The 25,998-nt window shown below is 60.2% G+C and carries 24 protein-coding genes and 1 tRNA gene; 20 read left to right on the top strand and 5 right to left on the bottom strand.

The genetic code is table 11. The features are described 5' to 3' along the window. Positions 1-10: 10 nt before the first annotated feature. The 4 genes from CKW32_RS25930 (at position 11) to CKW32_RS25915 (ending at position 4,547) form a co-directional block, all read left to right on the top strand. Positions 11-229, top strand: a complete 219-nt coding sequence (locus CKW32_RS25930) for a hypothetical protein (RefSeq protein ID WP_095186325.1) — start codon at positions 11-13, stop codon at positions 227-229. A 174-nt stretch (positions 230-403) separates the two neighbouring features. After that, positions 404-829: a hypothetical protein gene (locus tag CKW32_RS25925; RefSeq protein WP_095186324.1), complete on the top strand. Its 426-nt coding sequence runs from the start codon at positions 404-406 to the stop codon at positions 827-829. Between the two features lie 25 nt (positions 830-854). After that, positions 855-1,436: a hypothetical protein gene (locus tag CKW32_RS25920; RefSeq protein WP_095186323.1), complete on the top strand. Its 582-nt coding sequence runs from the start codon at positions 855-857 to the stop codon at positions 1,434-1,436. Between the two features lie 525 nt (positions 1,437-1,961). After that, positions 1,962-4,547, top strand: a complete 2,586-nt coding sequence (locus CKW32_RS25915; RefSeq protein WP_095186322.1) for an autotransporter outer membrane beta-barrel domain-containing protein — start codon at positions 1,962-1,964, stop codon at positions 4,545-4,547. A gap of 872 nt (positions 4,548-5,419) precedes the next feature. Here the strand turns inward: CKW32_RS25915 and CKW32_RS25910 are convergent. Both CKW32_RS25910 and CKW32_RS25905 read right to left on the bottom strand, forming a co-directional pair. Further along, positions 5,420-6,007 (bottom strand): lipoprotein, encoded by a 588-nt coding sequence (locus CKW32_RS25910; protein ID WP_032884850.1) that lies wholly within the window; start codon positions 6,005-6,007, stop codon positions 5,420-5,422. A gap of 16 nt (positions 6,008-6,023) precedes the next feature. Continuing rightward, positions 6,024-6,635, bottom strand: coding sequence for a hypothetical protein (locus CKW32_RS25905; RefSeq protein ID WP_095186321.1), 612 nt, complete (start codon positions 6,633-6,635; stop codon positions 6,024-6,026). 173 nt (positions 6,636-6,808) lie between these two features. Here CKW32_RS25905 and CKW32_RS25900 point away from each other — a divergent pair, with 173 nt between their 5' ends. From CKW32_RS25900 to CKW32_RS25870, 7 genes are all read left to right on the top strand, one after another. Next, on the top strand, positions 6,809-7,390 hold the full coding sequence (locus CKW32_RS25900) for a hypothetical protein (RefSeq protein WP_032884853.1): 582 nt from the start codon (positions 6,809-6,811) through the stop codon (positions 7,388-7,390). A gap of 38 nt (positions 7,391-7,428) precedes the next feature. Beyond that, positions 7,429-8,109, top strand: a complete 681-nt coding sequence (locus CKW32_RS25895) for a CsgG/HfaB family protein (protein ID WP_032884854.1) — start codon at positions 7,429-7,431, stop codon at positions 8,107-8,109. Positions 8,110-8,138: 29 nt separating this feature from the next. Beyond that, positions 8,139-8,501, top strand: a complete 363-nt coding sequence (locus CKW32_RS25890; protein ID WP_032884856.1) for a DUF4810 domain-containing protein — start codon at positions 8,139-8,141, stop codon at positions 8,499-8,501. Continuing rightward, positions 8,498-9,148, top strand: a complete 651-nt coding sequence (locus CKW32_RS25885) for a DUF799 domain-containing protein (RefSeq protein ID WP_032884857.1) — start codon at positions 8,498-8,500, stop codon at positions 9,146-9,148. Before CKW32_RS25890 ends, CKW32_RS25885 begins: the two co-directional genes overlap by 4 nt. Before the next feature lie 215 nt (positions 9,149-9,363). Continuing rightward, a complete protein-coding gene (locus tag CKW32_RS25880; RefSeq protein WP_095186320.1) occupies positions 9,364-10,986 on the top strand; it encodes a VWA domain-containing protein in 1,623 nt (540 codons plus the stop codon). A gap of 153 nt (positions 10,987-11,139) precedes the next feature. Continuing rightward, a complete protein-coding gene (locus tag CKW32_RS25875) occupies positions 11,140-11,712 on the top strand; it encodes an RNA polymerase sigma factor (RefSeq protein ID WP_032884859.1) in 573 nt (190 codons plus the stop codon). After that, positions 11,709-12,308 (top strand): hypothetical protein, encoded by a 600-nt coding sequence (locus tag CKW32_RS25870; protein ID WP_095186319.1) that lies wholly within the window; start codon positions 11,709-11,711, stop codon positions 12,306-12,308. The genes CKW32_RS25875 and CKW32_RS25870 overlap by 4 nt, the downstream gene beginning before the upstream one ends. A gap of 49 nt (positions 12,309-12,357) precedes the next feature. On the opposite strand, the gene CKW32_RS25865 is transcribed toward CKW32_RS25870, so the two are convergent. Further along, positions 12,358-12,434, bottom strand: a tRNA-Arg gene (locus CKW32_RS25865). Positions 12,435-12,792: 358 nt separating this feature from the next. Here CKW32_RS25865 and gabD point away from each other — a divergent pair. The 3 genes from gabD (at position 12,793) to CKW32_RS25850 (ending at position 17,044) form a co-directional block, all read left to right on the top strand. Next, on the top strand, positions 12,793-14,235 hold the full coding sequence (gene gabD / locus CKW32_RS25860) for an NADP-dependent succinate-semialdehyde dehydrogenase (RefSeq protein ID WP_095186318.1): 1,443 nt from the start codon (positions 12,793-12,795) through the stop codon (positions 14,233-14,235). Between the two features lie 183 nt (positions 14,236-14,418). Then, complete coding sequence (gene gabT / locus CKW32_RS25855) at positions 14,419-15,696, top strand: 4-aminobutyrate--2-oxoglutarate transaminase (protein ID WP_032884867.1); 1,278 nt, start codon at positions 14,419-14,421, stop codon at positions 15,694-15,696. A gap of 139 nt (positions 15,697-15,835) precedes the next feature. Beyond that, positions 15,836-17,044 carry an HDOD domain-containing protein gene (locus CKW32_RS25850; protein ID WP_095186317.1) on the top strand — a complete coding sequence of 403 codons (1,209 nt, stop codon included), beginning with the start codon at positions 15,836-15,838 and terminating at the stop codon, positions 17,042-17,044. 65 nt (positions 17,045-17,109) lie between these two features. On the opposite strand, the gene CKW32_RS25845 is transcribed toward CKW32_RS25850, so the two are convergent. Together CKW32_RS25845 and desA are read right to left on the bottom strand one after the other, a co-directional pair. After that, the gene (locus CKW32_RS25845; protein ID WP_032884871.1) at positions 17,110-18,111 is read right to left on the bottom strand and encodes a sensor domain-containing diguanylate cyclase; all 1,002 of its coding nucleotides are present in this window, start codon (positions 18,109-18,111) and stop codon (positions 17,110-17,112) included. Between the two features lie 188 nt (positions 18,112-18,299). After that, positions 18,300-19,484 (bottom strand): delta-9 fatty acid desaturase DesA, encoded by a 1,185-nt coding sequence (gene desA / locus CKW32_RS25840; protein WP_032884873.1) that lies wholly within the window; start codon positions 19,482-19,484, stop codon positions 18,300-18,302. Between the two features lie 166 nt (positions 19,485-19,650). Between desA and dibA the strand changes: the two genes are divergently transcribed. From dibA to CKW32_RS25810, 6 genes are all read left to right on the top strand, one after another. Then, positions 19,651-21,564: a phosphodiesterase DibA gene (dibA, locus tag CKW32_RS25835; protein ID WP_095186316.1), complete on the top strand. Its 1,914-nt coding sequence runs from the start codon at positions 19,651-19,653 to the stop codon at positions 21,562-21,564. A gap of 300 nt (positions 21,565-21,864) precedes the next feature. Then, complete coding sequence (gene oscA / locus CKW32_RS25830) at positions 21,865-22,047, top strand: sulfur starvation response protein OscA (RefSeq protein WP_074752461.1); 183 nt, start codon at positions 21,865-21,867, stop codon at positions 22,045-22,047. 65 nt (positions 22,048-22,112) lie between these two features. Further along, positions 22,113-23,123: a sulfate ABC transporter substrate-binding protein gene (locus CKW32_RS25825; RefSeq protein WP_027607869.1), complete on the top strand. Its 1,011-nt coding sequence runs from the start codon at positions 22,113-22,115 to the stop codon at positions 23,121-23,123. 76 nt (positions 23,124-23,199) lie between these two features. Next, a complete protein-coding gene (gene cysT / locus CKW32_RS25820; protein WP_027607868.1) occupies positions 23,200-24,018 on the top strand; it encodes a sulfate ABC transporter permease subunit CysT in 819 nt (272 codons plus the stop codon). Positions 24,019-24,031: 13 nt separating this feature from the next. Further along, positions 24,032-24,904, top strand: coding sequence for a sulfate ABC transporter permease subunit CysW (gene cysW, locus CKW32_RS25815; protein ID WP_032884876.1), 873 nt, complete (start codon positions 24,032-24,034; stop codon positions 24,902-24,904). A gap of 3 nt (positions 24,905-24,907) precedes the next feature. After that, positions 24,908-25,888 (top strand): sulfate/molybdate ABC transporter ATP-binding protein, encoded by a 981-nt coding sequence (locus tag CKW32_RS25810; protein WP_032884878.1) that lies wholly within the window; start codon positions 24,908-24,910, stop codon positions 25,886-25,888. Positions 25,889-25,998: the final 110 nt, after the last annotated feature.

Genomic DNA, 25,998 nt, shown 5'->3' with positions numbered 1-25,998 from the left:
AGGAGTGGCCATGAGAAAAAATGAACCTTGGTGGGTAGCTGTTTATCTGCCTTGTGCCTCGGCGTTAGCGCTAGTGTTTATGTGTGCATTTTTTCAGATAGCGGGTTATTGGCTGAGTGGTGGTGAGGATATTATTAGCCTCTTGGAAGCGCATGTATTTTTCTATCTGCAAATGGCCGTGGCTGGATTTGCTTTAGGTTTCGTGCTTTGGTTTTTTAATGTCCGTTAGTGTTCCTGTAATAGAAGAGGCCTCTTGGTTAGGGTGTAACTCTGATCGGTGAGCTATTAAGTGAAACTGCTTTTTTAATTTAAACTAGTGTGTCGCTATAATGTGCAGGACGACTGGCCTCGACAACCCGGATAATCGGCGCGCTGAGTTATTTTCTCTCTTCAAGGATGATCAATGAATCCCCGTATTCCGACACCACTGGCGCGCACGTTGAGTATCGGCTGTCGAGTCGCGCAGGGGTTGTGCCTGCTGGTAATGGCCGTCAGTGCCACTGCGTTCATGCTGGTCTGGGTCTACTTCGATAGGCGTGCGTCAATGTTGGGCTCGGCGGCGGCCGGTGTTTTGTGGTGCGCCATCGGGCTGTTGTTCGCGTTTGTGTTTGAGCAGCCTCGCACGCCGCGGGCAACGCTGCGATTTATGGTCAGTCGGATTGCTGGGGTGGTGGTGCTCGCAGCAGCGGCCGCCTATTTGGTCGGCACGCTTTGGATTGAGCCTGAGCGCGCATTGCTGGACGCTAATACCATCATGATCCAGCCCGGCAATCTGGCCCAGGTGCTCAGCCTCGCGGACCGTTTTGATAGCGGTAAATCCTGTGGCTGACAATCAACAAACAAGGACATTTCAGATGCTGTACAGAGCTTTTATCCTCCTTTGCCTGACGGCGCTCGCGGGCTGCCAGGGCCTGCCTTACCGGGGTGCGGAAGATCAGGCGCGGATCCGGGCCGACCTGGCGCTGGAGGCGACGCCCGCTGAGTTCACAAGGTTGCGCTGGGCTTATACGAACTACGGCGTTCAGGAGGGCGGCCAGACAAAGGATGCAATCGCCGTGGTGCAACCCGGGCTGGTGACGCTGGTGGGGTATGAGAGTGGGCGTTATGTTCGCCAGGCCAGTTTTCCCGCTGCCGTTGTGGACTGTGCCTACATCTTCGAAAGCCAGACCAGTGATCGGCCGATCTGGCTGTTGCAGAAAGACCGCATCGTGTTTCTGACTGTCAGCGACTTTCGTGGCAACGGCGATGTGCTCAAGCGCACGCAACTGGTCAAGGCGTTGGCCGCCAGCGGTTTCAGTCTGCACAGTGATGCTCAGGGACCTGCCTACCGACCGACGGGGAAGTCGGAACGCCTGTTGGTGCTCAACTCAATCGTCGGCAAGCATATGGAAGAGGTCGCCGAGAACCGGGCCTACAACGTGTGCCGTGGGCAATGATGGGATGGGCGGCGCCACGGCCGCCTGATTTAACTCAGGCCGGGTTGGCATTGAGCCTGGGCTGATCGCATCCAACCGATCAAAGCCGTTGCGCAGCAGAATCGCCAGCAGATGGGCGGTTCACTCAATCGTCGCCAAACCCGGTGGCCATTTGGACGACGGCCGGACGATAAGCCCCCGCCCAGCGGAATCCCGCTCCCCGCAAACACCGCCGCATTGTGATCGACTACACAACTTTCCGACACAATCCTGAACCTTTTCGTACATTTGAAGGTCTTTACCGCGCCCACCCGCACGCGGTCGGGCTGCATGGACTGCAGCGTTTTCAAAAACATTAAGGATTGATGTGAGCCTTTTTCCCCCTATTCCCTTCTTCGCCACTGCCTTGTGCGGTGCGAATGGCTGCGCGCGCGTATTACGCAAACGCGCCGAGGGCATGCCTCTGGATCCGTTGATCCCTCACTCGATACACCTACTGCCGCCGGGCCTGTTGGCGGCTTTGACCTGTAGTTCATGGAGTTTGAAATGAAGCGTAAGCAGTTCCAGAAAAGCCTGTTGGCAATCATGGTCGGCGCCATCAGCACGCAGGTGCTCGCGGTGGAAGTGGACCTTGGCGCGGGCAAGACCCAGTTTGTCAGCGAGACCTACAACGAGTCGCTGATCCTCACCGGGCAAACCACCCAGGTGACCACACCGACCAGTGCGCCCCCAGCCGGGCTGGGTGTCGCCGATACCCATATCCAGGGTTCGTTGATCAACCGCGCTGACATCACGCTGAATGCCGACGGCTACACCGTGCGGGGCTTTGCTCTGGACCCGATGTACTGGACTGGCCCGCCCAACCTCAACCCGGGCTCTGTCACCGGTGACGTGGTGCAGGCCGGTAACATCCTGATGAACAACGGTGGCGACGAAGGCCTGGAAATCGGCAAGACCAACATTGGCGGCAGCGTGATCAACTCCGGCACGATCATTTCGACGGCACCGTCGGCGCCTGCACCGCCGCCGTTCTATATCGGTGGGGGCGAGGGCATTTACCTGCACGGCACCACCATCGGCGGCGATGTGTCCAACACTGGTCTGATCGACATGGCCGGCGAAGGCGCGATCGGTATCGTGCTGGATCGCGACAACTTTACCCCCACCACCATCGGCGGCAAGATCCTCAACTCCGGCACTATCAAGGCCACGGGTGAAGGCGCTTGGGGCATCGAAGTGGAAACGGATACCAGCCCGCTGCGTATCGAAAACAGCGGTTTGATTTCTGCCAACGGCAATGACGCCAAAGGCATATTTTTTTATAACGGCACCATCGATTACATCCTCAACACCGGCACGCTTGAGGCCAAGGGCACCAATGCCAATGCCTTTGAGTTCCTGGAGGCCACCTTCGCCCAGAACAGCGCGAGTGGTTCGCGCGGCATCGTCAACCGTGGCACGGTCATCGCCGATGGCACGGCGATTCTGGTCGGCCCCGATCAAACGTCATCGTTCGAGATCAACCAGCAAGCCGGCGAAATTCGCAGCAACGCCGGCACGGCCATCGATGCGCGCAACCTGGCAACCCTGAACTGGACCGGTGGCGACATCATTGGCGATGTACTCAACCTGAGCGCGGTGAATATCGACGGCCAGGCGGGGTTCACCGGCAACCGCATCATCGCACCGGTGTCGGTCAACTCAGGGTCGCTGAACCTGTCGGCGCCCGGCACCGCCATCACCGGCAACCTCAACGTCGCCAGCGGCGCGGGCATCGATATGCACCTGTCCGACAGCGTCGTGCCGACTACGCCGTACCTGACCGTCAACGGTGCCGCCAATTTCGCCCAGGCGTCGAAGCTGACTGTGAGCGCTAACCCTGGCGACTTCGCCAGCACCAACGACGGCACGCAATACACCCTGTTGCAAGCCACCAGCGTGCAAGACAACGGCCTGTCCGTGGGCAGCTCTTCTGCGTTGCTGAATGTGCTCAGCTACTCGTCCGATTCGCAGACGGTCAAGGCCGTGGTGGCGGTCAAGGCTGACCAGCAAGTTGAGACAGACCTCTCTGGCGTGGGCGCGAGCCGTGCGTCGGCAACGGCGGTCAATACCTTCAAGAACGGTGTCCTGAGCCGTCTCAGCGCAGACGATGCAGTCTTCCAGGCGCTGGCCAACGCCGGCACCGCCGACCAACTGGCACGGGTTGGTGACCAGCTCGCGCCGGACGTCAACCGTGGCGCGCTGGACATCGCCTTGTCCGGGCAGACCGTGGTCAACGGCGCGATCTTCAACCGTCTCACCGAGCAGCGCGAAGCCAAAAAAGCCGGCGGTGTGTGGGTGCAGGGCCTAAGCAGCAACATGGATCAGGACGGTCGCGGCGGCAACAACGGCTACTCGGCCAACAGCAGCGGCATGGCGGTGGGTGTGGACAGTCGTGTGAGCGACACCACGACCCTGGGCGTGGCTTACAGCTACCTCAATTCGAATATTCATTCGGACCTGGGCAACAAGACCGACGTCGAGGGGCACGCACTGTCGCTGTATGGCAACTGGTCGCTGCAAGACTGGTTTGTCGATGGAAGCCTCAGCTACGGCCACAACGAAAACGACAGCAAGCGCCACATCGCCGGTACCACGGCCAAGGGCAGCTACGACAGCAATGTGTTGTCGGCCAGTGTGATCGGTGGCTACAGCTTCAAGCCGTCGCAAGCGGTGGTGATCGAGCCACGGGTGGCTGCGCGTTATTCCAACGTGCGCATGGATGGCTACGACGAGAAAGGCTCCTCGGCCGCACTGAGCACACGTTCGCAGCGTTATGAAGTGGGTGAGTTGGGCGCCGGTGTGCGTCTGGCGGGCAACCTGCCGATGGGCGCTGGCAGCCTACAACCGGAAGCGACCTTGATGGCCTATCACGACCTGATGGGTGATCGCGTGGCGCAAACCTCCAGCTTCGTGGCCGGTGGTTCAGCGTTTACCGTGACCGGTGCGTCGGTGGCGCGTGACAGCTATGAGGCCAGTGTTGGCGTTAACTATCAGGTGTCGGACTTCAGCGTGGGCGCCAGCTATACGCGCCAGGCGCGCAGTGGTTTTGATGCTGACGGCGTAATGCTCAAAGCACGCTACGCGTTCTAAGCAACCGTCTGGCCGTAATACTGATTTGTGGTGAGGCTGTTCACCACAGATCAGCCCTGCTTGGGTTGTGATCAGAGCAACTTGCGCTGCACCGGTTAGCAGGTTGCAACACCGATCTGTGGTGAGCGGGCTTGCCCCGCGCTGGGCTGCGAAGCGGCCCCAAGGCCAGACAATGCGTTCTTTCTGAAAGGACGCGGTGTTTGTACTAGGGGCTGCTTCGCAGCCCAGCGCGGGGCAAGCCCGCTCACCACAAAAATGCCCCTGTTCACCAGAAAAAAGCTTCTGTTCATCACATAACAAGTCCCACTGGGCCTGCTTCAGTGGTGTGAGGTCAGAGCAACTTGCGCTGCACGGGTTAGCAGGTTGCAACACCGATCTGTGGTGAGCGGGCTTGCCCCGCGCTGGGCTGCGCAGCGGCCCCAAGGCCAGGCAATGCGTTCTGTCTGAAAGGACGCGGTGTTTGTACCAGGGGCTGCTTCGCAGCCCAGCGCGGGGCAAGCCCGCTCACCACAAAAATGCCCCTGTTCACCAGAAAAAAGCTTCTGTTCATCACATAACAAGTCCCACTGTGCCTGCCTCAGTGGTGTGAGGTCAGAGCAACTTGCGCTGCACCGGTTAGCAGGTTGCAACACCGATCTGTGGTGAGCGGGCTTGCCCCGCGCTGGGCTGCGCAGCGGCCCCAAGGCCAGACAATGCGTTCTGTCTGAAAGGGTGCGGTGTTTGTACTAGGGGCTGCTTCGCAGCCCAGCGCGGGGCAAGCCCGCTCACCACAAAAATGCCCCAGCTCACTACAAAAAAGCCCCTGTTCACCACAAAAAAGCTTCTGTTCATCACATAACAAGCCCCACTGGGCCTGCTTCAGTGGGGTGAGGTCAGAGCAACTTGCGCTGCACCGCTTCATCCAGCGTACTGCGCGTCAGCGCTTCCACGACTTCGCGTGTATCGGCCTGGAATGGGATGCCTACGATCAGCACCAGATGCATCCAGGTACGCACCGATTCGCTCTTTTTGACCCGACCCAGTTCCTTGCCATCCTTGTCTTTGAACACCGTCTCCAAGGTGAAAATATTCTTCGCCGTGGACGGAATGATGAAGAACGTGAAGCCGGTGATGAACGCCGACACCGGGCTGTACTCTTCGTTGTTATGCAGTGTGGCATCCACGTAGATATCCGAGTCGACCTTGTCGGTGCTCACCCGCGTAAAACGGTTGGACTCGCGAAAGGAATCGGCCACGGCCTTTTCCCACAGCACCACCGGGGCGCCGACCGCAGCGTTGCCCGGGCCGCCGTTGACGTGGTTTTGCGCTGTGGTGTGCACGTACGCCGTGGGTTTTTGCGCCGGGGTGTTAGCGGTTGGCGGCCAGGGTTGCACGGCTGGCAGTTCGTGCTGTGAATACGACACGCAACCGGTCAACAACACGGCGGCCAGTACCAGGCTGTGTTTCATCAATCCTTTCATGCTTCGCTCCTTGAAATTATGGCTTGGCCAAGTTGGCAGTGGCGGTATCGAGCAGTTGCCCGACCAGTTTGGTCAGCTGTTGGCCGCCCATCGAAGGTGCCCAATATTGGCCGCTGTAAAGCCCGACGTTATGTTCGAATTTGATCGAATCCTTGGCCTTGGCCAGCTCTTTACCGTTGCGGTCGACGATCACCAGGTCGCCGGCCACCTCGAAGCTGTCGACGTAGATCGGGCCGTTGACCCAGATCCAGATGGTCAGCGTCAGCAGCGCGCCGGGTACGTACGCCGGGTGCGGGCTGCGATGGCCTTTTAGAGAAGTCATGTTGAATTTGAGCGTTACGTCTTGCTCTCCCAGGCGTACCGGATACTCGGTGACCTGCTTGAAGTAACCCGCAGTGCGCACGTACTGACTGATCTGGGCCGTCAGGGAGCTGCTGATGGCAGCCTTGTTGGCCTCGTTAACGTCGGCAGCACTCACCGCCACATCAGCGATTTGCGCGCTGCGTGGACTGCTGACAGCTACCGGGTGGAGCGGGGCGGCGATAGGGCCGGTGACGGTGTAGGAAACGCAGCCGGTCATCGACAGCGTCGCGATCAGGGCCGTAGCCCGAAGGAAAACTTTAAACACGCAATATCCCTATTAATAAACAAACACAAAACAGTGTCTCGACAGGATGTTACACAACTTGAGGAATGTGCGGCGGCGCACGCAGGCGACCAAAAGCACTTGAGAAGCCCTCTCAACCCCGTAAAATGCCGCGATTGTTTAAAGCACGATACTTTTCAGGGAAGAAGTCATACATGCGCGTGTTCGCCATTTTCATTGCTGCCTGCCTGATGGCGGGCTGCGCCTCCAAGCCGGAGTACTACATCTCCCCGGCGCCGGTCACCATTCCCAAGAACGCCACTTACTGGCTCGACACGTTTGATGTCGAGGTCGTGGGCAAGAACGAGCGTTTTTTGCCGGATGACAAGGTTCGCCAACAACTCGGCGTCGATCTGGTCGACCGTCTGCTCAGCGCCAAGCGTTATGCGCCGAGCAAAGAAAAGGCCGATTACCTGCTGGATGTCAGCATTGTCTATACGCGCCATATCCCGGACTCAAAAGGCGGCCTCTCGACGTTGATCGTTGATGACAACACCATTCTGGCCGCTGTCGATTTCAGCTATCAGGTCAAGGTCAAGAAGGGCGCTGGCGAGGTGCTGCATTTTGCCAAGACGCGTAACAACCTTGTGCCTGCTGGCGTAATGGGCGAGGCGCAAAAATGGAGAACCATGGGCGGCATTATCACCAACTCCGGTAACTCCAGCGTCGAGCGTTTTTATACCGGCGTTTTGAGTCGCGACATCGTCGATGACCTGCGCGCCATTCCTTCTCGCTAACGCTATCTACCCCCGATTTATCACCTCAGGAGCACTACGTGAAAGCACTCTCCAAAATCCTGCTGTCAGGCCTCACCGCCGCAGCGCTGCTGACCGTGGCCGGTTGCGCCACCGAAAGCAACCGAGCCCTGCCGGTGGAGCAAGTCGCCAGTGCAAACGTCGCCTATTCCGGCGTGCGCGTGCCGATTGCTGTAGGTAAGTTCGACAACCGCTCCAGCTACATGCGCGGCATCTTCTCCGATGGCGTCGACCGCCTCGGCGGTCAGGCCAAGACCATCCTTATCACTCACCTGCAGCAAACCAATCGCTTCAGCGTGCTGGACCGCGACAACATGGGCGAAATCTCCCAGGAAGCTGCGATCAAAGGCACCGCGCAGAAGCTCAAGGGTGCTGACTATGTTGTAACGGGCGACGTGACCGAGTTCGGTCGTAAAGAAACCGGCGACCGCCAGTTGTTCGGCATCCTCGGCCGTGGCAAGACCCAAGTGGCTTACGCCAAAGTCGCGTTGAATATCGTCAACATCAACACGTCCGAAGTGGTGTATTCCACCCAGGGCGCCGGTGAATACGCGCTGTCCAACCGTGAAGTGGTCGGCTTCGGCGGCACCGCCAGCTACGACTCCACCCTCAATGGCAAGGTTCTGGACCTGGCCATGCGCGAAGCGATCAACCGCCTCGTCGACGGCATCAACGCCGGCGCCTGGAACCCGCGCAACTGATCAGCAACACCTCAAGGAGCAGTACACGGATGAGCAAGGCAGTGAAGTTGGCGCTGATGCTGACAGCAATCGCGGCGGTCGCCGGGTGCCACACGGCGCCCCAACCCCTGTATCAATGGGAAAGCTACCAGCCGCAGGTTTACGAGTACTTCAAGGGCGAGCCCAAGGAAGCGCAGGTCGAGGCACTGGAGCGCGATCTGCAAAAGATCAACGCCAGTGGTCGCAAGGCACCGCCGGGTTACCACGCGCACCTGGGCATGCTGTACCTGAGCATGGGCAAGGATGACCAGATGGTGCAGGAGTTCCGCACCGAGAAGGCACTATTCCCCGAGTCCGCTGCTTACATGGACTTTCTGCTGAAAAACGCCAAGACCGGAGTGGCCACCAAATGAGCCTGTTGAAACTCACTGGCGCCCTGCTGGCCTTGGCTTTGCTCGGCGGTTGCGCGACGCCAAAGACCGTGGATTACACGGCGTATAAACAGGCTCGGCCGAAATCGATCCTGGTGCTGCCACCGATCAACGAATCGCCGGAAGTGCAGGCCTCGTACAGCTTGGTCTCGCAAGTGACCTACCCGCTGGCCGAAGCTGGTTACTACGTGTTGCCGATCGCTTTGGTGGACGAAACCTTCCGCCAGAACGGCCTGACCACCGCCAACGATATCCAAGGCCTGGCGCCGACCAAGCTGCATGACATCTTCGGCGCGGACGCGGCGCTGTACATCACCGTCAGCGAGTACGGCACCAAGTACATGCTGATCACCAGCGACACTGCCGTGACCGCCTCGGCCAAACTGGTGGACCTGCGCACCGGCACCACCCTGTGGACCGGCACCGCACGTGCGTCCAGCGAGGAAGGCAACAACAACGGTGGCGGCCTGGTGGGCATGTTGATTACGGCAGCGGTCAAGCAGGTGATCAACAGCTCCACCGATGCGGCGCACCCGATTGCCGGCATCACCAGTGCGCGATTGCTGTCGCCGGGTCAACGCGCCGGGATCCTGTACGGCCCGCGTAATCCTAAGTACGGCACGGACTGACCTCGATTCTGAACGCGCCTCAGATCAATGTGGGAGGGGGCTTGCCCCCGATGGCTTAGTGTCAATCACTGCATCGGGTGACTGACCCATCCCCATCGGGGGCAAGCCCCCTCCCACACTTGAACTGCAGTGTTTTCTGAATCAGGTTTAACCCGAACCACCCGCACCTTGCGTCTGACCTTGTGAACGGATTATTCACTCACGAGGCTCAGCCCATGTCCTACCCTCTGCTCTTCCTGCGTCCTGCTGCCCAAGGCTTTGCGGTTACCGTGCTGGTAGCGCTGGCCGGGTGTGGGCTGTCGTCTTCGCCTGAGCTGGCCAAACCGGCGGCCCCCGTAGCCGAGCTGCAAAGCGCGCCGGTCCAAGGCGCGTTGGTCAAACGCATGGCAATGCCCGCCCCAATGCGCATGCAGGAATCAGCAGCGATGGACTATCGCAGAGAACCCCGCGAGCAATACGCCAACCTGCCGGACAACCCGGTGCACCGCGTGGCCGAAACGCCGGTGTCCACCTTCAGCGTCGATGTCGACACGGGCAGCTACGCCAACGTACGACGCTTCCTCAACCAAGGCAGCCTGCCGCCCGAAGGCGCTGTGCGATTGGAGGAAATGGTCAACTACTTCCCCTACAGCTACGCACTCCCCACCGATGGCTCACCGTTTGGCGTGACCACCGAAGTTGCCGCCACCCCATGGAACCCGCGCACCCAACTGCTGCGCATCGGCATCAAGGCGTCCGACCGTGCAGTGGCGGAGCTCGCACCGGCCAATCTGGTGTTTCTGGTGGACGTGTCCGGCTCCATGGATCGCCGCGAAGGGTTGCCGCTGGTGCAAAGCACACTGAAATTGCTGGTGGACCAGTTGCGTGATCAGGACCGAGTTTCATTGGTGGTGTATGCCGGTGAATCCCGCGTGGTGCTAAAGCCAACCTCAGGTCGCGACAAGGCCAAGATCCGCATTGCCATTGATCAACTCACCGCCGGCGGTTCCACGGCAGGCGCATCCGGCATCGAACTGGCCTACCAGATGGCCCGCGAAGGCTTTATCGACAAGGGCATCAACCGCATCCTGCTGGCCACTGACGGTGACTTCAACGTGGGCATCAGCGACTTCGACAGCCTCAAGCAGATGGCCGCCGAGCAGCGAAAAAGCGGTGTCTCACTGACCACCCTCGGCTTCGGAGTGGATAACTACAACGAACACCTGATGGAGCAACTGGCTGATGCGGGCGACGGCAACTACGCCTACATCGACACCCTGCGCGAAGCCCGCAAGGTGCTGGTGGACCAACTCAGTTCAACCCTGGCAGTGGTTGCGCGGGATGTGAAATTGCAGGTGGAATTCAACCCAGCCCAAGTCAGCGAATATCGCCTGCTGGGTTATGAAAACCGCGCCTTGAAGCGTGAGGATTTCAACAACGATAAGGTAGACGCCGGCGAGATCGGCGCAGGGCATACCGTGACAGCGCTGTACGAAATTGTGCCGAAGGGCGAGAAGGGCTGGTTGGAGCCTTTGCGTTATGCCAGCGCGCCTGCGGCGGAAGGTAAGTCCAATGAACTGGCGATGGTGCGCGTGCGCTACAAGCCTGCGGCGGGCGGTGATAGCCGCTTGATCGAACGGCCCATCAGCAACGAAACCACCCAGGCCAGCGACGACGTGCGTTTCGCGGCGGCGGTGGCCGCCTTCGCCCAACAGCTCAAGGGCGATGGCCGCTACACTGGCAACATGAGCTTGAAGGACACCGCCGCACTCGCCCGCTCGGCGCGAGGCGATGACCCGTTCGGCCTGAGAAATGAATTCGTGCAACTGGTGGACTTGGCCCAAAGCCTAAAACCCTGATCTTAACCACGACACGGATCAAATGTGGGAGGGGGCTTGCCTCCGATGGCGGTAGATCAATCAGTACATTTTTGACTGACCCACTGCTATCGGGTGCAAGCCCCCTCCCACACTTGAACAGCGTTAACTTTACAAAAGGAGTTTGCCCCCTACATGGCTGTTCCCGATGATCCACCCAGCGACGAATCCCTGCTGGCCCGCTACCGCACCGGCGAGGCCGCCGCGTTCGAAGTCTTGTACGCGCGCCACCGCCAGGGCCTCTACCGCTTCCTCGTGTCCCTGAGCAACAAGGCCGAACTGGCCGAGGAAATCTACCAGGAGACCTGGCTCAGCCTGATCCGCAGCAGCACCCAGCCACAAGGTCGGGCGAGCTTTCGTACATGGCTGTTCCAGATCGCCCGCAACCGCCTGATCGATTACTGGCGCAAGCACGGCATCCATAACCCGTTGCACGACAGCTACGACGAGCAACTGCACGCCCAGCCCGACGACAGCGCCGGTCCTGAGCAACAGCTAAGCCTGAGCCGCGACCAAGCGCGCCTCGACGCCGCCCTGCAAGCCTTGCCCGAAGACCAGCGCGAAGTCTTCCTGCTACGCCTGCACGGCGATTTGGACGTGCCGCAAATCGCCGCGCTCACCCACGCGCCGCTGGAAACCGTAAAAAGCCGCTTGCGCTACGCCCAGCAGAAATTGCGTCGTCTGCTGGCCGAGGAGGTACCTGTATGACTGACTCCCGACACACCCCTGACGACGAGCTGCTCCAGCACTTTCGTCAACACAGCCCCGGCGAACCGCCCGCGTCCCTCGACGCCTTCATCCTCAACACCGCCCGCCGCGAAGCCCCGGCGCCGCAACCGAGCTTGTGGCAACGCTGGCTGCACGCCTGCCAACGCCCGCGCTGGCAAATGGCATTCGCCACCGTGGCCGGCTTGGCGCTGATGATCGGTGTGGTCATGCGCTCACCGGTGCCGCAAGCCGAGATATCCACAGCGACCTTCTCCGCCTTGCACGAAGAAGCCGCTCGCCCTGCGCCGCAAGCGTTGTCCGCCCCTGCACCGATGGCTCGCATTGCGGCCGCGCCCAAGGTTGAAAGTGCACCGGTTCAGGCTGAGATCGCCGGAGCGCTGGCAGATCAGTCCGCGGCAAAGCTGAGCAAGCGCGCGCCGCTCGCGCTGCCGTCATTGGAGGAGGAGTTGCAGGCGATTGTACGCTTGCGTGAAGCGGGTGAAAGCAAAGCCGCGGATGAAAAACTGCTGGCGCTGCACGCGCGCTTCCCCGAGGAAGACCTGCCAGCGCGGCTGGAGGCGTTGCACAAGCATTGACTCACAAAAAAGCCCCAGGTCTTTCGACCTGGGGCTTTTTATCTGTATCTGGTGCACCCGGCGGGATTCGAACCCACGACCCCTGCCTTCGGAGGGCAGTACTCTATCCAGCTGAGCTACGGATGCTTGTGCGGGCGACATCATACCCATGTCGTCCTTGGGCGTCCATGCTGGTGTTTGGCGCTAGACCGGTAGGAAAAGGCCCTAAGTCGGGCGCCGGTGGTAACGGTGTGGGAACGTGGCGGGAGCGCGCTGATCTGAAAGTTCTGGCTAATGCGCCATTTTCGTTCTTTTTTTCGAACAGACTATTGCCCTGTACCCCCATTGATCCTAGGATTCGTTTGAGATTTCAAACGCTCTGTCTCCCGTGCGCATTCATCTTTCTCGCGTGCTGGGGCTGATTTCCCTGACGGCAGCCCACAAGGCGCCTTTCAACAACTCTAATTCGCTCCGCGTGCGCGCGGTGCTGTTAAGGAAAGCCGACATGCAGCTTAAAGATACCCAGTTGTTCCGCCAGCAAGCCTTTATCGATGGCGCTTGGGTCGATGCGGACAATGGTCAAACCATCAAGGTCAACAACCCTGCCACGGGCGAGATTCTCGGTACCGTGCCAAAGATGGGCGCCGCGGAAACCCGCCGTGCCATCGAAGCCGCCGACAAGGCCCTGCCGGCCTGGCGTGCGCTGACCGCCAAGGAGCGCGCCAACAAGCTGCGCCGTTGGTTCGAACTGCTGATTGAAAACCAGGACGACCTCGGTCGCCTGATGACTCTCGAACAAGGTAAGCCGCTGGCAGAAGCCAAGGGCGAAATCGTCTACGCCGCGTCCTTTATTGAGTGGTTCGCCGAAGAAGCCAAGCGCATCTATGGCGACGTGATCCCCGGCCACCAGCCCGACAAGCGCCTGATCGTGATCAAGCAGCCAATCGGCGTGACCGCAGCTATCACTCCTTGGAACTTCCCTGCCGCGATGATCACCCGTAAAGCCGGCCCGGCCCTGGCCGCCGGTTGCACCATGGTGATCAAGCCTGCGTCGCAAACCCCGTTCTCGGCCCTGGCTCTGGTTGAGCTGGCCCACCGTGCCGGTATCCCGAAAGGCGTGTTGAGCGTGGTCACCGGCAGCGCTGGTGACATCGGCGGCGAGCTGACCAGCAACCCGATCGTGCGTAAATTGTCCTTCACCGGCTCGACTGAAATCGGTCGTCAACTGATGGCTGAATGCGCCAAGGACATCAAGAAAGTCTCCCTGGAACTGGGCGGCAACGCGCCGTTTATCGTGTTCGACGACGCGGACCTGGATAAGGCCGTCGAAGGCGCGATCATCTCCAAGTATCGCAACAACGGTCAGACCTGCGTCTGCGCCAACCGCTTGTACATCCAGGACTCGGTCTACGACGCGTTCGCCGAAAAACTGAAAGTGGCGGTGGCCAAATTGAAGATCGGCAACGGTCTGGAAGACGGCACCACCACCGGCCCGCTGATCGACGAAAAAGCCGTGGCCAAGGTTCAGGAGCACATCGCGGATGCCCTGAGCAAAGGCGCCAAGTTGTTGGCCGGTGGCAAGGTGATGGAAGGCAACTTCTTCGAGCCGACCATCCTGGTCGACGTGCCGAAAAACGCCGCTGTCGCTAAGGAAGAAACCTTCGGCCCGCTGGCGCCGCTGTTCCGTTTCAAGGACGAAGCCGAAGTGATCGCGATGTCCAACGACACCGAGTTCGGCCTGGCTTCCTACTTCTACGCCCGCGACCTGGGCCGTGTGTTCCGCGTGGCTGAAGCCCTGGAATACGGCATGGTCGGGGTGAACACCGGGTTGATCTCCAACGAAGTGGCGCCGTTCGGCGGCATCAAGGCCTCGGGCCTGGGCCGTGAAGGCTCCAAGTACGGGATCGAGGATTACCTGGAAATCAAATACCTCTGCCTGGGCATCTAAGCCCCGGTTTGGCATTGCAGTAAACGCAAAGGGCACGAGAGCGCTGACCCTTTGCGTGTTTCACACCGTTATTCGTAGTGGCCGGGAAAGCTGTGGCAGTCGATCATCGCATGCTGCCGTAGTTGCCTCCCCGCCACGTATTCCTTGGACCACGCCACCCGATGAGTGGCGAATGAGGACTTTATGAGCAAGACCAACGCATCCCTGATGAAACGCCGCGAAGCCGCTGTACCACGCGGTGTTGGCCAGATTCACCCGATCTTCGCTGAATCGGCGAAGAACGCCACCGTGACCGACGTTGAAGGTCGCGAGTTCATCGACTTCGCCGGCGGTATCGCCGTGCTGAACACCGGCCACGTGCACCCGAAAATCATCGCCGCCGTGACCGAGCAACTGAACAAGTTGACCCACACCTGCTTCCAGGTACTGGCTTACGAGCCGTACGTAGAAGTGTGCGAAAAGATCAACGCCAAGGTGCCAGGTGATTTCGTCAAGAAAACCCTACTGGTCACCACCGGTTCCGAAGCCGTTGAAAACGCCGTGAAAATCGCCCGTGCCGCCACGGGCCGTGCTGGCGTGATCGCTTTCACCGGCGCTTACCACGGCCGTACCATGATGACCCTGGGCCTCACCGGCAAAGTCGTGCCTTACTCGGCCGGCATGGGCCTGATGCCAGGCGGTGTGTTCCGCGCGCTGTACCCGAACGAGCTGCACGGTGTGAGCGACGACGATTCCATCGCCAGCATCGAACGCATTTTCAAGAACGATGCCGAGCCGCGTGACATTGCAGCCATCATCATTGAGCCGGTGCAGGGCGAAGGCGGTTTCTACGTCGCGCCTAAATCGTTCATGAAGCGCCTGCGCGAGCTGTGCGACAAGCACGGCATCCTGCTGATCGCTGACGAAGTGCAAACCGGTGCCGGCCGTACCGGTACCTTCTTTGCCATGGAACAGATGGGCGTTGCCGCCGACCTGACCACCTTCGCCAAATCCATCGCTGGCGGCTTCCCGCTGGCCGGTGTGTGCGGCAAAGCTGAATACATGGACGCCATCGCTCCAGGCGGCCTGGGCGGCACCTACGCCGGTAGCCCGATCGCGTGCGCCGCTGCGCTGGCGGTGATGGAAGTGTTCGAAGAAGAACACCTGCTGGACCGCTGCAAAGCAGTGGGCGAGCGTCTGGTGACCGGTCTGAAAGCTATCCAGGCCAAGTACCCGGTGATCGGTGAAGTGCGTGCCCTGGGCGCAATGATCGCGGTCGAGCTGTTCGAAGACGGCGACAGCCACAAGCCAAACGCTGCGGCCGTTGCCTCTGTGGTAGCCAAGGCGCGCGACAAGGGTCTGATCCTGCTGTCCTGCGGCACTTACGGCAACGTGTTGCGCGTCCTGGTCCCGCTGACCTCGCCGGACGAGCAGTTGGACAAAGGCTTGGCGATCATCGAAGAGTGCTTCTCGGAGCTGTAAGCGCAAGCTGACCTCTGCGACAGAAAAAACCCGCTTCGGCGGGTTTTTTTGTGCCCGTTGCCGCGTATTCAGGCCTTGTTCATTGTACGTATGGGCTTGCGTTGTCTAAGGTTGCAGCATTGCCGATGGAGCGTGCTGGATGACTGCTGTTGATTTACCGGCTGTACCCCGCGTGTTGATTGCCGAGGCGGATCCCTGGTCGCGGGATCTGCTCAAGCAAGTGCTGTTGAATGTGCGTTGCGACGCGCGGCTGGATGTGTGTGCCGATGGGCAGCACGCGGCTACGTTGCTGCGCGAAAAGGGCTACGACCTGATCCTGGCGGATTGGGAGCTACCGGGCATCGACGGCCTGAGCCTGCTGCGCAATGTCCGCCAGCAACGCCGCTCGCCCGCGTTACCGTTTATTTTGCTGAGCAGTCGCAATGACAGCGCCAGCGTGCGTGAAGCCTTGCCCCTGGCGCCCACGGCGTACCTCACCAAACCCCTGAACATGGAAAGCCTGACCCAGCGCCTGCAGGATCTGCTGCTTAATGAAGGCGAAAACGTGTACTGCGAAATTCCGCCGCTGGCGCCCGGCATGACGTTGCCCGTGTTCCTGGAGCGTCGTCGCGAAGCGTCTGATGGCGCGCCGTTGCGGGTCGATGTGAAAGCTGCCGTACAAGCCAGCCTCGGGCCTGATGGCCTGGACCTCAAACGCCTGGAAGACCTCGTGCGCATGGACCCGCAGATCACCGCCGTGCTGGTCGCTGCCGCCAACAGCGCCGGCCATCACGGCAAGCCGGTGCAGACGCTACCGTCGGCTTTGCATAAGCTCGGCGCTGGGCAAAGCATGAACCTGATCCTCGGCCTGGCTCTCAAGCACAATGTGGTGCTGGGCGACCCGGGCTTGGAGGCTTACGCCGAGCGTCATTGGCAGGTGTCCCAGGACACCGCCGACTTTGCCGGTCGCCTGGCGCGCATGTTGGAGCTGGATCACGAGCGCTGTTACGCCGCCGGCATTCTGCATCGGCTGGGTGATTTGGCATTGCTGCGCTGCCTGGAAGACTGGCGCCAGGGCGGCGGGGCGTTGGATGACGAAGCAATTGGTGAGTCCCTTTACACCTTCGGCGCCGCCTTTGGTTCGGCGTTGCGGGCGCGCTGGCGCTTGCCGCTGGAGTTGCGCCAGCTGATCGCCGCGATTTATTCACTGGAGGGCGGGGTGTATGCCCGGGATGCGCTGGTGGTGAACCTGGCGGCGCAGATGGCACGACTGACCGAACATGAAGGTCTGGAAGAGCTGGCCGTGAGCAAGACCGCGCGCTTGCTCAAGATCGGTTTGTCTGAGCTGACGCGGGTGCGCAAGGCCTAGAGGGTGATGACATTCAAGCCCTTCCCACAGGTCATCTCTGCTGTTGCATAGAGTGGGGGATGAGCCTAACCCGCAATCACGCGGTTCTTGCCCTGGCGCTTCGCCTCATACATGGCGGCATCGGCCCGGGCGAACAGGCTGTCCAGGGTCGAGTCTTCTTCAGTGAGGCTGGCCAGGCCCTGGCTGATGGTCACGCCGAACGCTTGGCCTTCGTAGCTGAAACTCAGCTCTTGGATTTCCTTGCCCAGGCGCTCAGCCACTTGCAAGGCCATCTCCGGCGCGCAACCCGGCAGTACGGCCGCAAATTCTTCGCCGCCAATGCGCCCGAACAGGTCACCACGGCGTAATACGCCACGACCACTCTCGGCGATACGCCGCAGCACCTGGTCGCCTTCCAGGTGGCCATAGGTGTCGTTGACGTCCTTGAAATCATCAATGTCCAGCAACAGGAAGGCCAGTTGCGCGCCTTGGGCACAGGCGGTGTCGAAGGCCTGGTTGGCGCATTCGAAGAAGTGCCGGCGGTTGCTGCTCTGAGTCAGAACGTCGGTGGTGGCGAGGCGGTGCAGCTCCAGTTCCAGCTGCTTCTTGTCAGTGATGTCTTCGGCCATACCCACGACGATCAGCGGCTCGCCGGGCTCGGCCTGCTGGTTGATGTAGCACTTGTCGCTCAGCCAGCGGATCTGCCCGTCGGCGGTGATAATGCGGTATTCGCGATCTTCCACGGCGCCCTGTTCCAGCACGCGGGCCAGGCTGTGTTCGGCGTAGTCGAGGTCTTCGGGGTGAATGCTGTTGCGCCATTCCCGATGATCGGCCAGTAACAGCCCGGTGGAACGGCCGAATATCCGCTCGTAGGCCGGGCTCACGTAGAGCACGCGGCGGGTCTCCCAATCGATGGCCCAGAGCACGGCATTCACACTGACCAGCAGTGAGCTCAGCAATTGCTCGCGCTCGCTCAACCGCTCGACTTCGCCCTGGGCATGCACCAGTGCCAGCAGGGTCGCTGCCGCAGCCGGACGCGGGGGGTCAGCGGTAGCGATGTCGGTAGGAAAGGGCATTTCGTGAACCATCGGCACAACTCTCTCTGGGCGCGCCGCAGGATTTAGCAGCGGTCACAACAAGGGGCCACCATGATGGCGAAGTGTTCATTGAGAGAGGGTAAATGCGATGAAGTTCCGTGAACGGTGCCGATTGGCGGTGCCCGGAAAATGACGCCAAAAAGAGGATGCGTGGGAGGGCAAGCCCTCCCACGGCTTTGTCAGACTGCCGCAGGACGCAGCGAATAGGTCTTCAATTGGTGGGCGAAATCCCGCAGGGACTGGATGCCGCTGGCCTCGGCCTCGTGCACCCATTCCTTGATAGCGGCGAGCATATCGTGGCCGTTGGTGCTGGTCTTGAGCCAGATCTGCTGCAATGCCAGGCGCTTTTCGTAGATCACTTTCAAGGCCTGGCTATGTTCCAACATGCTCTGGATGCGTAGGTGGTGGCGGTCATCCAGCAGGCTGGTTTCCCGCGACAGCAGGCGTTTGGCACGGTGGAACTGGTGGCGCACCGAGTGATCGACCTTTTCCAGCTCCTGCTTGACCAGCGGGCCGATCACCAACTTGCGGTACTGGGCCATGATCTGGAAGCGGTTGTTGAGGATCGCCATGGCAGTGTCCATGTCCAGATGGCCTTTGCCCTCGACGCGATGAGCAATCGGCGCCACACGCTGGACCTTGGCCAAGCGCAGGAAACTGAACAGCTTGATCCACGCCCAGCCCAGGTCGAACTCCCACTTCTTAACCGACAGCTTGGCCGAGTTGGGGTAGGTGTGGTGATTGTTATGCAGCTCTTCGCCGCCGACGATGATGCCCCACGGCACCAGGTTGGTCGCCGCGTCACGGCATTCGAAGTTGCGATAGCCCACGGCATGGCCCAGGCCGTTGATTACGCCGGCGGCCCAGAACGGGATCCACATCATCTGGATCGCCCAGATGGTGATGCCGATGGTGCCGAACAGCAGCAGGTCGATTACACCCATGATCGCCACGCCCAGCAGCGGGTAGGGGGTGTAGATCTTGCGTTCGATCCAGTCATCCGGGCAGTTCTTGCCGTAGATGCGCAGGGTTTCGGGGTTTTCGGCCTCGGCGCGGTACAGCTCGGCGCCTTTGCGCAGCACCGTGGACAGGCCCTTGATCACAGGGCTGTGCGGGTCGTCGACGGTTTCGCACTTGGCGTGGTGTTTGCGGTGGATAGCGGTCCACTCGCGGGTGTTCTGCGCCGTGGTCAGCCACAGCCAGAAGCGGAAGAAGTGTTTCAGGCCGGCATTGAGCTCCAGGGAGCGATGGGCTGAATAGCGGTGCAGATAAACCGTGACCCCAACAATGGTCACGTGGGTCATCAACAGAGTGACTGCAACCAGTTGCCAGGCTGACAGGTCAAGAAAACCGTTGTACCACATAGGCTGTTTGGCCCTCTGATAAAGAAAAAAATAGCACCCGCATTATCACTGGCTTTAAGGATAAAACCAGTCACCGTTTCAGATAAGACTTACAAGGTGTTTCCTAATCTATAATCTCGGCGCGTTGTAGGACGATTCTGTTTTTTTAGTAAGGACTACTGGCCATATGCTGTTTTCATACCGAGGTGCCCTGCGTGTGGGGCTGGTATACCTGCTGGTTTCGATTGTGTGGCTCCAGCTCAGCAATCAGATATTGATCAACTTTCTCGATGAACGGGGGGAGTTGGGGTATTGGCTGCAGATGCGCGGCTACGTGTGGGTGGCCCTGAGTGCCTTGGCCATTTACTTCTTATGCGCGCGCTTTGCCCGGGCCCAGCAGTTGCAGCAACCCCTGAAGGAAAACCTCGATCGGTTGCGCCAGGCGGCTGCGGTCTTCGACTGCACCCGTGAAGGCGTGTTGGTCACTGACACCAGGGGCCTGATCGTGCACGTAAACCGGGCATTCATGGAGATCACCGGCTACCAGCGCGCAGACGTCATGGGTCAGCAGCCCAGCCTGTTCAAGTCCGGGCGCCATTCGTCGAATTTTTACCAGCAGATGTTCCAGACCCTGGAGCGTACCGGTGAATGGAGCGGAGAAATCTGGAACCGGCGCAAAAGCGGCGAGATTTATCCACAGTGGCAAACCATCCGTGTGATTCACGATGACCAAGGCCACATCAGCCATTACGTCGCGGTGTTTTCCGACATCAGTGCCATCAAGGATTCCGAGCACGAGTTGGCGCACCTGGCGCATCACGATCCACTGACCGACCTGCCCAACCGCCTACTGTTCACCGACCGCGCCGAGCAGGCGCTGGCCTCGGCGCAACTGCACAAACGCGGCTGCGCGCTGCTGTTGCTGGACCTGGACCACTTCAAGATTATCAATGACAGCCTTGGCCATAACGTCGGCGACCAGTTGCTCAAGCTGGTGGGCGAGCGGCTCAATACGCTGTTCGGCCCCGGAGTGACCCTGGCGCGACTGGGCGGCGATGAGTTCGCGGTGCTGGCGGAAAGTTGTTCACAGGTGATGCAGGCGGCGGCATTGGCGCAGCGCATGCTGGACGTGATGAAGCAACCGTTCATCTTCGACGGTCATCAACTGTTTATCAGCGCCAGCATCGGCATCAGCCTGTTTCCCAACGATGCATTGAGCGCGGAACAACTGCTGCGCAACGCCGACTCTGCGCTGTTCAAGGCCAAAAGCGTGGGCCGCGAGGGCTATGCCCTGTACACCGAAGAACTCACCGCTCACGCGCAGAACCGTGTGGAAATCGCCAGCGAACTGCGCCGCGCCCTCGACCAGCAGGAGTTGCGCGTCTACTACCAGCCTGTACACGACCTGCAAGGCAGCCGTCTGGTCGGCGTCGAAGCCTTGGTGCGCTGGCAACATCCGGAACGTGGCCTGGTGCCTCCGGGCGAGTTCATCCCCATCGCCGAACGTACCGGTTTGATCGCCGATATCGACGCGTGGGTCTTGGAGCAGGCCTGCCGCCAGATGTGCCAATGGCTGGCCGATGGCGTGCTGCTGAGCTTTATTGCGATCAACGTGTCCAGCCGTCTGTTTGCCCGTCGCGAACTGTACGAGCAAGTCGCCCAGGTGCTGCACGCCACCGGCCTGGATCCGGCTTTCCTGGAGCTGGAAGTCACCGAGAGTGCAGTCATGGACGACCCCGAGGAAGCCCTGGAGCAACTGCACCGCCTGCGTGAGTTGGGCTTGCGCCTGGCCATTGATGACTTTGGCACCGGCTATTCGTCCCTGCTGCGCCTCAAGCGCCTGCCGGTGCAGAAGCTGAAGATCGACCAGGGCTTTGTTGCCGGGGTGCCATGGGATGACGACGACGCGGCGATTGTGCGCGTGGTGATCGCATTAGCGAAAAGCATGGGCATGCAGGTACACGCTGAGGGAATTGAGCAGATGGAACAGGCGAGGTTCTTGTTGGAGCAGGGCTGCGATTTGGGGCAGGGGTATTGGTTTGGAAAGCCGGTGCCGGCGCAGGACGTTGACTGGGACCGCGCGCCCACCATCCAGACTTGAAACGCATTCCAATGTGAGAGGGGGCTTGCCCCCGATTTCGGTGTGTCAGGCCGAACATTGGTACCTGATTCACCACCACCGGTGGCAAGCCCCCACCCGCATTTTGGAACTTCACAAGGCGTTATTTCGGCGCTCGGGCGCAAAACCCTCTCGCAACCCCACGTCCCATCAGAAAATTCTTTCTGGTTATATAAACATTCTTAAATAGTATTTTTAAGAATATCTGCGCTTATCTACTATCGCCCTACGCCGCAAGCAGTGCCGCCACTGCCAGGCACTATTCATTTAAGGAGCGAGACCATGAGCGCATCTCTACGTAGCGTCGACGGCCAGGACGAAGCATCCATTTTGCGTGAGATCCAGAGCGCCCTGCGCGATCTGCGGTTTGGCGCGGTGGAAATCACTGTGCATAACGCCCAAGTGGTCCAGATCGAACGCAAAGAAAAATTCCGTCTGCAGAACCCGGGTAACAAACCGAGCTAAGCAACCGCGGCGATAGACCCGTCACTATAAGAAAAAGCCAACACCCCAGAATTTCAGGAGCTTCTATGTCGTCGATTCGCCGTTATGCCCTGGCCGCACTGGCCAGCGCCGTGTTTGCCGGTTCCGCTGTTGCCAAGGACTACGAGTTGCTCAACGTCTCGTACGACCCGACTCGCGAGCTGTACCAGGATTACAACGCTGAGTTCACCAACTTCTGGAAGCAGTCCCACCCTGGTGACACCGTTAAGATCCAGCAGTCCCACGGTGGTTCGGGCAAGCAAGGCCGGGCGGTGATCGACGGCCTGCGCGCCGACGTAGTGACCCTGGCCTTGGCTGGCGACATCGACGAAATCGCCAAATTGGGAAAAACCCTGCCGGAAAACTGGCAGACCCGCCTGCCGGATGCGAGCACCCCGTACACCTCGACCATCGTGTTCCTGGTGCGTAAGGGCAACCCTAAAGGCATCAAAGACTGGGGCGACTTGATCAAGAAAGACGTTTCCGTGATCACGCCGAACCCGAAAACCTCCGGCGGTGCGCGCTGGAACTTCCTTGCCGCGTGGGCCTACGGCCTGAAATCCGGTGGCAGCGAAGCCAAGGCCCAGGAATACGTGAAAGAACTGTTCAAGCACGTGCCGATCCTCGACACCGGCGCGCGCGGTTCGACCATCACGTTCGTCAACAACGGTCAGGGCGACGTGTTGCTGGCCTGGGAAAACGAAGCCTTCCTGGCCCTGAAAGAAGACGGCGGCGCCGACAAGTTCGACATCGTTGTACCTTCCCTGTCGATCCTCGCAGAGCCGCCAGTGGCCGTGGTCGACAAGAACGCCGAGAAAAAGGGCAATACCGAGATCGCCACTGAATACCTCAAGCACCTGTACAGCCCGGCTGGCCAGGAGATTGCGGCGAAAAACTTCTACCGCCCACGCGATGCAAAAGTAGCCGCCAAATACGCCCAGCAGTTCCCGAAACTGGACCTGGTGACTATCGACAAAGACTTCGGCGGCTGGAAAACTGCCCAACCGAAATTCTTTAACGACGGTGGCGTGTTCGACCAGATCTACACGGCGCAGTAAGCCGAGAAATACACACCCACGGAGCCCGCATTCACCTGCGGGTTTTGTGTGTCAGTTCCGCTAACCAAGGACTCTTATGTCGCGTCGTATTTCCCCCGTCATACCCGGCTTCGGGCTGACGCTGGGCTACACCGTGGTGTACCTCAGCCTGATCGTACTCATCCCCCTCGCGGCGATGTTTGTACACGCCGCTCAACTTACCTGGGATCAGTTCTGGAACATCATCTCCGCACCCCGTGTGCTGGCGGCGTTGAAACTGAGCTTCAGCACCGCGCTGTACGCCGCCCTGATCAATGGCGTGATCGGCACGCTGCTGGCCTGGGTGTTGGTGCGCTACACCTTCCCCGGCCGCAAGATTATCGATGCGATGATCGACCTGCCGTTCGCGCTGCCCACCGCTGTGGCCGGTATCGCCCTGACGGCGCTGTACACGCCGACCGGGCTGGTGGGCCAGTTCGCCGCTGACCTGGGCTTCAAGATCGCCTACAGCCCGTTGGGCATCACCCTGGCGCTGACCTTCGTGACCCTGCCGTTCGTGGTGCGCACGGTGCAGCCGGTACTCGCCGATATCCCCCGGGAAATCGAAGAAGCCGCTGCCTGCCTGGGCGCCAAGCCGTTGCAGGTGTTCCGCTACATCCTCGTCCCCGCGCTGCTGCCCGCCTGGCTGACCGGCTTCGCCCTGGCGTTTGCCCGTGGCGTCGGTGAGTACGGCTCGGTGATCTTCATCGCCGGCAACATGCCGATGAAAACCGAGATCCTGCCGCTGCTGATCATGGTCAAGCTTGACCAGTACGACTACCGCGGCGCCACCTCCATTGGCGTGCTGATGCTGGTGGTTTCCTTTGTCCTGCTGCTGCTGATCAACTTGTTGCAGCGGCGCATCGAACGTCCATAAGGAGGCGCGGAACATGTCCCAATCGTCTATTTCCGCCGCGTCCTCGGCCAACGCTGCCCGGCGTGGCAGTGCGGTGTCGCGACGTATCCTGATCGGCCTTGGCTGGCTGGTGTTCTTCCTGTTTTTGCTGCTACCGCTGTTTATCGTGGTGTCCCAGGGCTTGAAGAACGGCCTCGGTGCGTTTTTCACCGCGATCCTTGAACCGGACGCGTTGTCCGCGCTGAAACTCACGGTGATCGCCGTACTGATTTCGGTGCCGCTCAACCTGGTATTCGGCGTCAGCGCCGCCTGGTGCGTGAGCAAGTACTCGTTCCGTGGCAAGAGCATCTTGGTGACGCTGATCGACCTGCCGTTCTCGGTCTCCCCGGTGATCGCAGGCCTGGTCTACGTGCTGATGTTCGGCGCCCAGGGCCTGTTTGGCCCGTGGTTGCAGGAGCATGACATCCAGATCGTGTTCGCCTTGCCCGGCATTGTGCTGGCGACCATCTTCGTCACCGTGCCGTTCGTGGCCCGTGAACTGATCCCGCTGATGCAGGAGCAGGGCACCCAGGAAGAAGAGGCTGCACGCCTGCTCGGCGCCAATGGCTGGCAGATGTTCTGGCATGTGACTGTGCCGAACATCAAATGGGGCCTGATCTACGGCGTCGTGCTGTGTACCGCGCGGGCCATGGGTGAGTTCGGCGCGGTGTCGGTGGTGTCCGGCCACATTCGCGGCGTGACCAACACCTTGCCGCTGCACGTCGAGATTCTCTACAACGAATACAACCACGTTGCCGCGTTTGCGGTGGCCAGCCTGCTGCTGATCCTGGCGCTCTTCATCCTGCTGCTCAAGCAGTGGAGCGAGAACCGTATCAACCGCCTGCGCAAAAGTGCCGGTGAGGAATAAGTCATGTCGATCGAAGTCCGTAATGTCAGCAAGAACTTCAACGCCTTCAAGGCCCTGAACAGCATCAATCTGGATATCCAGAGTGGCGAGCTGGTGGCGTTGCTTGGCCCATCCGGGTGCGGCAAGACCACCCTGCTGCGCATCATCGCAGGCCTGGAGACTCCGGATGACGGCAGCATCGTGTTCCACGGTGAAGACGTCTCCGGCCACGACGTGCGCGATCGCAACGTCGGGTTTGTGTTCCAGCACTACGCGCTGTTCCGCCACATGACCGTGTTCGACAACGTCGCGTTCGGCCTGCGCATGAAGCCCAAGAACCAGCGCCCGAACGAAAGCCAGATCGCGGCCAAGGTTCACGAGCTGCTGAACATGGTGCAACTCGATTGGCTGTCTGATCGTTATCCGGAACAACTCTCCGGTGGTCAGCGCCAGCGTATCGCCCTGGCCCGCGCCCTGGCGGTCGAGCCGAAAGTGCTGCTGCTGGACGAACCGTTCGGCGCCCTCGACGCCAAGGTGCGTAAAGAACTGCGCCGCTGGCTGGCACGCCTGCACGAAGACATCAACTTGACCTCGGTGTTCGTGACCCACGACCAGGAAGAGGCCATGGAAGTTGCCGACCGTATCGTCGTGATGAACAAGGGCGTGATCGAGCAGATCGGCTCACCGGGCGACGTTTATGAAAACCCGGCCAGCGACTTTGTTTATCACTTCCTTGGTGACTCCAACCGCCTGCACCTGGGTGAAGACAAGCACGTGCTGTTCCGTCCCCACGAAGTGTCGCTGTCGCGCCATGAACTGGAAGATCACCACGCGGCCGAAGTGCGTGATATTCGTCCATTGGGCGCGACCACGCGGGTGACCTTGAAGGTCGAAGGCCAGACCGACCTGATCGAAGCCGAAGTGGTGAAAGACCACGACAGCCTGACCGGTTTGGCGCGGGGCGAAACCTTGTTCTTCAAGCCCAAGGTCTGGCAAAAAGCCTGATAACCGCGCATTACCTAATGTGAAAATGGGGCCAATGTGGGAGGGGGCTTGCTCCCGATGGCGGTGGGTCAGCTGATAAATTTGTCACTGACCCACCGCCATCGGGAGCA

The organism is Pseudomonas sp. Irchel 3H9 (assembly GCF_900187495.1).
GTDB lineage: Bacteria > Pseudomonadota > Gammaproteobacteria > Pseudomonadales > Pseudomonadaceae > Aquipseudomonas > Aquipseudomonas sivasensis.
Note: the sequence above shows the minus strand (reverse complement) of the source record. Positions and strands in the feature narration are given on the sequence as shown.

Excerpts from the sequence above, each read along its gene's own strand:
- CKW32_RS25930 (WP_095186325.1), top strand. The coding sequence starts at position 11 with ATGAGAAAAAATGAACCTTGGTGGGTAGCTGTTTATCTGCCTTGTGCC.
- CKW32_RS25925 (WP_095186324.1), top strand. The coding sequence starts at position 404 with ATGAATCCCCGTATTCCGACACCACTGGCGCGCACGTTGAGTATCGGC.
- CKW32_RS25920 (WP_095186323.1), top strand. The coding sequence starts at position 855 with ATGCTGTACAGAGCTTTTATCCTCCTTTGCCTGACGGCGCTCGCGGGC.
- CKW32_RS25915 (WP_095186322.1), top strand. The coding sequence starts at position 1,962 with ATGAAGCGTAAGCAGTTCCAGAAAAGCCTGTTGGCAATCATGGTCGGC.
- CKW32_RS25910 (WP_032884850.1), bottom strand. The coding sequence starts at position 6,007 with ATGAAAGGATTGATGAAACACAGCCTGGTACTGGCCGCCGTGTTGTTG.
- CKW32_RS25900 (WP_032884853.1), top strand. The coding sequence starts at position 6,809 with ATGCGCGTGTTCGCCATTTTCATTGCTGCCTGCCTGATGGCGGGCTGC.
- CKW32_RS25890 (WP_032884856.1), top strand. The coding sequence starts at position 8,139 with ATGAGCAAGGCAGTGAAGTTGGCGCTGATGCTGACAGCAATCGCGGCG.
- CKW32_RS25885 (WP_032884857.1), top strand. The coding sequence starts at position 8,498 with ATGAGCCTGTTGAAACTCACTGGCGCCCTGCTGGCCTTGGCTTTGCTC.
- CKW32_RS25880 (WP_095186320.1), top strand. The coding sequence starts at position 9,364 with ATGTCCTACCCTCTGCTCTTCCTGCGTCCTGCTGCCCAAGGCTTTGCG.
- CKW32_RS25875 (WP_032884859.1), top strand. The coding sequence starts at position 11,140 with ATGGCTGTTCCCGATGATCCACCCAGCGACGAATCCCTGCTGGCCCGC.
- CKW32_RS25870 (WP_095186319.1), top strand. The coding sequence starts at position 11,709 with ATGACTGACTCCCGACACACCCCTGACGACGAGCTGCTCCAGCACTTT.
- gabD (WP_095186318.1), top strand. The coding sequence starts at position 12,793 with ATGCAGCTTAAAGATACCCAGTTGTTCCGCCAGCAAGCCTTTATCGAT.
- gabT (WP_032884867.1), top strand. The coding sequence starts at position 14,419 with ATGAGCAAGACCAACGCATCCCTGATGAAACGCCGCGAAGCCGCTGTA.
- CKW32_RS25850 (WP_095186317.1), top strand. The coding sequence starts at position 15,836 with ATGACTGCTGTTGATTTACCGGCTGTACCCCGCGTGTTGATTGCCGAG.
- CKW32_RS25845 (WP_032884871.1), bottom strand. The coding sequence starts at position 18,111 with ATGGTTCACGAAATGCCCTTTCCTACCGACATCGCTACCGCTGACCCC.
- desA (WP_032884873.1), bottom strand. The coding sequence starts at position 19,484 with ATGTGGTACAACGGTTTTCTTGACCTGTCAGCCTGGCAACTGGTTGCA.
- dibA (WP_095186316.1), top strand. The coding sequence starts at position 19,651 with ATGCTGTTTTCATACCGAGGTGCCCTGCGTGTGGGGCTGGTATACCTG.
- oscA (WP_074752461.1), top strand. The coding sequence starts at position 21,865 with ATGAGCGCATCTCTACGTAGCGTCGACGGCCAGGACGAAGCATCCATT.
- CKW32_RS25825 (WP_027607869.1), top strand. The coding sequence starts at position 22,113 with ATGTCGTCGATTCGCCGTTATGCCCTGGCCGCACTGGCCAGCGCCGTG.
- cysT (WP_027607868.1), top strand. The coding sequence starts at position 23,200 with ATGTCGCGTCGTATTTCCCCCGTCATACCCGGCTTCGGGCTGACGCTG.
- cysW (WP_032884876.1), top strand. The coding sequence starts at position 24,032 with ATGTCCCAATCGTCTATTTCCGCCGCGTCCTCGGCCAACGCTGCCCGG.
- CKW32_RS25810 (WP_032884878.1), top strand. The coding sequence starts at position 24,908 with ATGTCGATCGAAGTCCGTAATGTCAGCAAGAACTTCAACGCCTTCAAG.